This is a genomic window from Acinetobacter sp. UBA2063 (assembly GCF_002333245.1).
Lineage (GTDB): Bacteria > Pseudomonadota > Gammaproteobacteria > Pseudomonadales > Moraxellaceae > Acinetobacter > Acinetobacter parvus.
On the sequence record NZ_DDAH01000027.1, the window covers coordinates 579 to 5,591 of the forward strand.

Sequence of the window (5,013 nt, forward strand, 5' to 3'; positions counted from 1 at the left end):
ACGTCATGGCTTTAAAGCTGAATTGATGGAAGTGTCTGATGGTGACGTGGCAGGCATTAAATCTGCAACCATCCGTGTTGATGGCGAGTTTGCTTATGGCTGGTTACGAACTGAAAGTGGCGTACACCGCTTGGTACGCAAGTCACCATTTGACAGTAATAACAACCGTCATACTTCATTCTCGGCAGTGTTTGTATCGCCAGAGATTGATGACAATATCGAAATTGATATTAATCCCTCGGATGTCCGTACCGATACCTACCGTGCGTCGGGTGCGGGTGGTCAGCACATTAACAAAACCGATTCGGCAGTTCGTCTCACTCATGCACCAACGGGTATCGTGGTGGCATGTCAGAACCAACGTTCACAGCATGCGAACCGTGATCATGCGTGGAAGCAATTACGTGCCAAACTCTATGAGTTAGAGATGAGCAAACGTAATGAAGCAGCTCAAGCATTAGAAGACTCAAAGTCAGATATTGGCTGGGGAAGTCAGATTCGTTCTTATGTGCTTGATGACTCACGTATTAAAGACTTGCGTACAGGTGTCGAAAACTCCAATACAAAAGCTGTGCTTGATGGGGATTTAGACAAGTTTATTGAAGCGAGTTTAAAACAAGGTCTGTAAGTTTTATCCAATAAAAATGGCAATCTCGTTCAGCTCTCGACCCTTAATCGAAAAAATATGATATTAATATCGAAAAAAATAGATATTAATATTTATAAAATTCGATATACTAGGTTGAGATGCTGAACAAAGCTTTGCCTGTTGAGAAACGTGGTGAGTCTATGGATATTGATGTTATAAGCAAAGCCTTAGCCAATCCATTACGCCGACAGATTTTGCAGTGGCTGAAACAGCCTGAGCAATTTTTGCCTGTGCAGGAATGTGGTGGCAGTTTTGAACGTGGTGTCTGTGCAGGGCACATTGAACGTTTAGGCAAAGTTGCACAATCAACCATGTCAAATCATTTGTCTGTATTACAGCAAGCAGGTTTGATTAAGGTTGAGAAATATGGGCAATGGTCATATTTTACGCGTAATGAAGCTTTGATTCAGCAATACATCGAACATTTAAAACAAACACTTTAAAGTAACAAGTGTAAGTTGAGGCGATTATGGCTGAGTTAAATTCTGCATTGCAAGTCGGTGACTTTACAATCAAGAACCGTTTGGTTTTAGCACCGTTAACAAGAGCACGTAGCGGTGAACAACGTATCCCAAATGATCTGATGGTTGAATATTACCAACAACGTGCTAATGCAGGTCTGATTATTACTGAAGCGACGGTGATTAGTCCGAAAGCTGTTGGCTACGCCAATACGCCAGGCTTATGGTCACAAGAACAAGCTCAAGCGTGGAACAAAATTGTTGAAGCTGTGCATGCGCAAGGTTCAAAGATTGTGGTTCAGCTATGGCACGTCGGTCGTATTTCACATCCTGACTTATTGGATGGTGATATTCCGGTCGCACCAAGTGCGATTCAACCTGCGGGGGAAGTGAGTTTACTGCGTCCGAAACGTCCTTTCGTTACACCTCGTGCTTTATCGCATGAAGAAATCCAAGAAATCGTCGCACAATATAAACATGCGGCTGAGTTAGCGAAAGCAGCAGGTTTTGATGGTGTTGAGTTGCATGCAGCCAATGGTTATTTGATCGATCAATTTCTACAAAGTACGACCAATCATCGTGATGATGAGTATGGTGGTTCAATTGAAAACCGCGCGCGCTTGTTGTTGCAAATTGTGGATGCCTTTATTGAGGTATGGGGTGCAGGTCGGGTGGGTGTGCATCTGGCACCGCGTGGTGATTCACATGACATGGGTGATGCAGATCCATTAGCGACTTTTGGTTATGTGGTTGAGCAATTGGATCAGCGTAATGTTGCGTTTATCTTTACTCGCGAGTACGAAGCTGAGGATAGTTTACAACCAAAGTTGCGTCCTAAATTCAAAGGTGCTTGGATTGCCAACGAAAAATTAACGCCAGAATCAGCCAAGCGTATTTTAGCAACTGAACAAGCGGATGCAGTTGCATTTGGTTTAGCATATATCGCAAATCCTGATTTATTCGAGCGTTTGGAAAATGATCTACCGCTTAATCAGGTTCAATTCGATACCTTGTATGGTCCGAGTGCCGAAGGTTATACGGATTATCCTGTTTTTGAACAACTGGAAGCTTAAGTCGTTTTTAGAATTACTCATGTCATTTACCAAAATGGCATGAGTTTTTTTTTGAAATTCCGCATAATGTGCTGAAATCAAATTGTAAATCTTGGTCTCGGATGGCGCAGCACAACGCAGTACAGCAAACCCCGTTCTGGTATAACTTTTTACTGGTATGTCTCAAACCGCTCTATCGCTGGAAAATAAGACAACGGGCTGAAAGTGATGCGCTATATCAGCAAGAGTGCCTAGAGCGTTTTGGACCGTTTCAACCCCCTAAAAATTTAAATACGATTTGGTTTCATGTAGTATCAGTTGGAGAAACCAACGCTGCTCAACCTTTGATTGAGCACTATCTAAAACTTGGACATTCGGTTTTAGTGACCAACACCACAAAAACAGGGCAAGCCAGAGCCAAGAGTTTATTTTACGAAAAATATTCGACACTTTTTCAGGCAGTCTATTTGCCTGTTGATCAGAAGCCGTTACTGAAACAATTTTTTGAGCTGTATCAACCGAAAATTCTTGCTTTAGTTGAAACTGAGATTTGGCCAAATTTGATCGCACAAGCCAAACAGAAGCAAATTCCATGTATCTTATTGAATGCTCGTCTTTCAGAAAAATCAGCGAAAGGTTATGACAAAGTTCGTCGTTTAACACAGCCGATGTTGCAGCAACTCACATGGTTATTGGCTCAAGATATCACGACACAACAGCGTTATGTGGATTTGGGGTTAGATCAAAGCAAAAGTCAGGTTGTTGGAAATATTAAATTTGATATTAGTGCTCCGAACTCCTTTATTGAGCAAGCTGAACAGTTAAAACAGGAATGGCAGTTAGAGAAACGTCAAATAATTACTTTAGCCAGCACACATGCACCTGAAGAAGAACAGTTACTTAAGCAATTACAGACACATTTAAATTCCAACCCTGATTTGTTATGTATGGTTGTACCGCGTCATCCAGAGCGCTTTGATGAGGTGTATAAAATTTGCCAGAGTTTAAATTTAAATACGCAACGTCGTAGTCTTAAACAGCCAATTCAAATCGATACACAGGTTTTTCTTGCCGACAGTATGGGTGAAATGTGGTTATGGTATGCCTTGAGTCAGGCCTGTTTTGTCGGTGGTTCATTGAATGAACCTGGGGGAGGACATAATATTCTGGAACCGATGGTGCTGAATATCCCGACAGTCATTGGTCCTCGCTATTTTAATTTTCAAAGTATTGTCGATGAATTTGTGGCAGCGCAGGGAATTTTAATTGGAGAAAATGCAGCACAAGTGGCACAGCAACTTTTAAGCTGTTTGGATGATCCAGTGCAAACCCAACAACAGGTTGCGCACGCTCAACAGGTATTGCAGCGCAATAAGGGTTCTCTAAAAAAACATATCCAGTTGCTTGACCACTATTTACAGCAAACCGCATCATCATGAATATTGTTTTACTTGAAGCTGAACAAACCCAATCCGAGTTCTGGAAAATTGAAAGTCCAAGACAACTGCAACATTTAAGCCAGCATGTGCAGTTAAATGCTGGAGATACCTTAAAGGTGGGTATCCGCAATGGTCAGCGTTATCTCACCGAAGTTGTAACGATTTCAGAACAACATATTTTACTCAGGCCAATTCAGGTGGAAGCCGTGCCTGCAAAGTTGCCTGTACATTTGATTCTGGCCTTGCCACGACCCAAAGTATTACGCCGTATGGTGATGGATGCGGTGACTTTGGGTGTGCAACGGATTAGCCTGATCCATAGTTATCGGGTGGATAAAAGCTATTGGCAAAGCCCATTTTTACAGCATCTGGATGATTATGTAACGCTGGGGCTGGAACAGGCTGGTGATACTATCGAGCCAGAAATCCAGCTTTACAAAAGGTTTAAACCTTTTGTTGAAGATGTTTTGCCTACATTTATTTCGGATCAAAAACCTGCTTATGTCGCACATCCCTATGCAGAACAGCAGATGCCACATGCGATTCAGCATTCATGTTGCCTGATCGTTGGGCCAGAAGGCGGATTTATTCCTTTTGAGGTTGATCTGTTCAAAAAAAATGGCTGCCAAGCAAGGCGCTTAGGCAACCGAATTTTACGAACTGAAACGGCGGTATCGCATATTTTAGGGCGATTATTTATCTAGGTGGTTGGTTCGTTGATTGGTTCTGATTGATCACCACGATACACTTTAACTTCCTGTACAGGGTAGGGAATTGAGATACCCTGTTCATCAAAGGCTGCCACCACCAGTTCCTGAATTTCGCTGATTGAGCTTCCAGTTGAGGTTTCAGTGGTGTTGACCCACCAGCGTACTGTCAGGTTAATCGAGAAGTCGGCCAGTGCGGTAACATTTACTGAAAAGGCAGGCTGACTCAGCACGTTACGGTTATGGTCCAGAATCTTCAGGATAATGTCCTTGGCCTGCTGGATATTGTCTTCATAGCCAATACCCACCATAAACTCACAACGGCGGCGCTGGTAGGCATTGTTTACCGTCACGGCACTGGTATAGACCGTCGCATTGGGAATGACGATACGGCGGCCATCTGGAGAACGCAGGAATGTGGCACGAATCTGGATATCCTCAACATTGCCCTCCATGCCATTCACCACAATGTCATCACCAATGCGGAAAGGTTCACTCAGTAGAATCAGCACGCCTGAAAGTAAATTCTGGAAGATGTCCTTAAATGCAAAACCAATGGCGACCGAACCAATCCCCAGTGCCCCAATCAGTTGGCTCGGGGTAAAGCCTGGAATGGCAATCACCAGCGCAATCAGGAAACCAAAAAACAGGATAAAAGTGCTACCGACCCGATTCAGTACCAATACCAGGTTCTGGCGGGTGTAG

6 protein-coding genes are annotated in these 5,013 nt (G+C 43.2%); 5 read left to right on the forward strand and 1 reads right to left on the reverse strand.

The annotated features are described in order from the left end of the window. From B4H32_RS01315 to B4H32_RS01335, 5 genes are all read left to right on the forward strand, one after another. The coding region (locus B4H32_RS01315; protein WP_286799382.1) for a peptide chain release factor-like protein at positions 1-628 on the forward strand (628 nt) is incomplete at its 5' end. 161 nt (positions 629-789) lie between these two features. Further along, positions 790-1,092 carry an ArsR/SmtB family transcription factor gene (locus B4H32_RS01320; RefSeq protein WP_038346460.1) on the forward strand — a complete coding sequence of 101 codons (303 nt, stop codon included), beginning with the start codon at positions 790-792 and terminating at the stop codon, positions 1,090-1,092. A 26-nt stretch (positions 1,093-1,118) separates the two neighbouring features. Then, a complete protein-coding gene (locus tag B4H32_RS01325) occupies positions 1,119-2,183 on the forward strand; it encodes an alkene reductase (protein ID WP_286799383.1) in 1,065 nt (354 codons plus the stop codon). A 101-nt stretch (positions 2,184-2,284) separates the two neighbouring features. Next, complete coding sequence (locus B4H32_RS01330) at positions 2,285-3,601, forward strand: 3-deoxy-D-manno-octulosonic acid transferase (protein WP_004797759.1); 1,317 nt, start codon at positions 2,285-2,287, stop codon at positions 3,599-3,601. After that, positions 3,598-4,305 (forward strand): 16S rRNA (uracil(1498)-N(3))-methyltransferase, encoded by a 708-nt coding sequence (locus B4H32_RS01335; protein ID WP_004678984.1) that lies wholly within the window; start codon positions 3,598-3,600, stop codon positions 4,303-4,305. Before B4H32_RS01330 ends, B4H32_RS01335 begins: the two co-directional genes overlap by 4 nt. On the opposite strand, the gene B4H32_RS01340 is transcribed toward B4H32_RS01335, so the two are convergent. After that, positions 4,302-5,013: mechanosensitive ion channel family protein (locus B4H32_RS01340; RefSeq protein ID WP_286799385.1), on the reverse strand; the 712-nt coding region annotated here is incomplete at its 5' end. The genes B4H32_RS01335 and B4H32_RS01340 overlap by 4 nt on opposite strands.

Coding starts and splice junctions, on each gene's coding strand:
- B4H32_RS01320 (WP_038346460.1), top strand. CDS start 790: ATGGATATTGATGTTATAAGCAAAGCCTTAGCCAATCCATTACGCCGA.
- B4H32_RS01325 (WP_286799383.1), top strand. CDS start 1,119: ATGGCTGAGTTAAATTCTGCATTGCAAGTCGGTGACTTTACAATCAAG.
- B4H32_RS01330 (WP_004797759.1), top strand. CDS start 2,285: ATGGCGCAGCACAACGCAGTACAGCAAACCCCGTTCTGGTATAACTTT.
- B4H32_RS01335 (WP_004678984.1), top strand. CDS start 3,598: ATGAATATTGTTTTACTTGAAGCTGAACAAACCCAATCCGAGTTCTGG.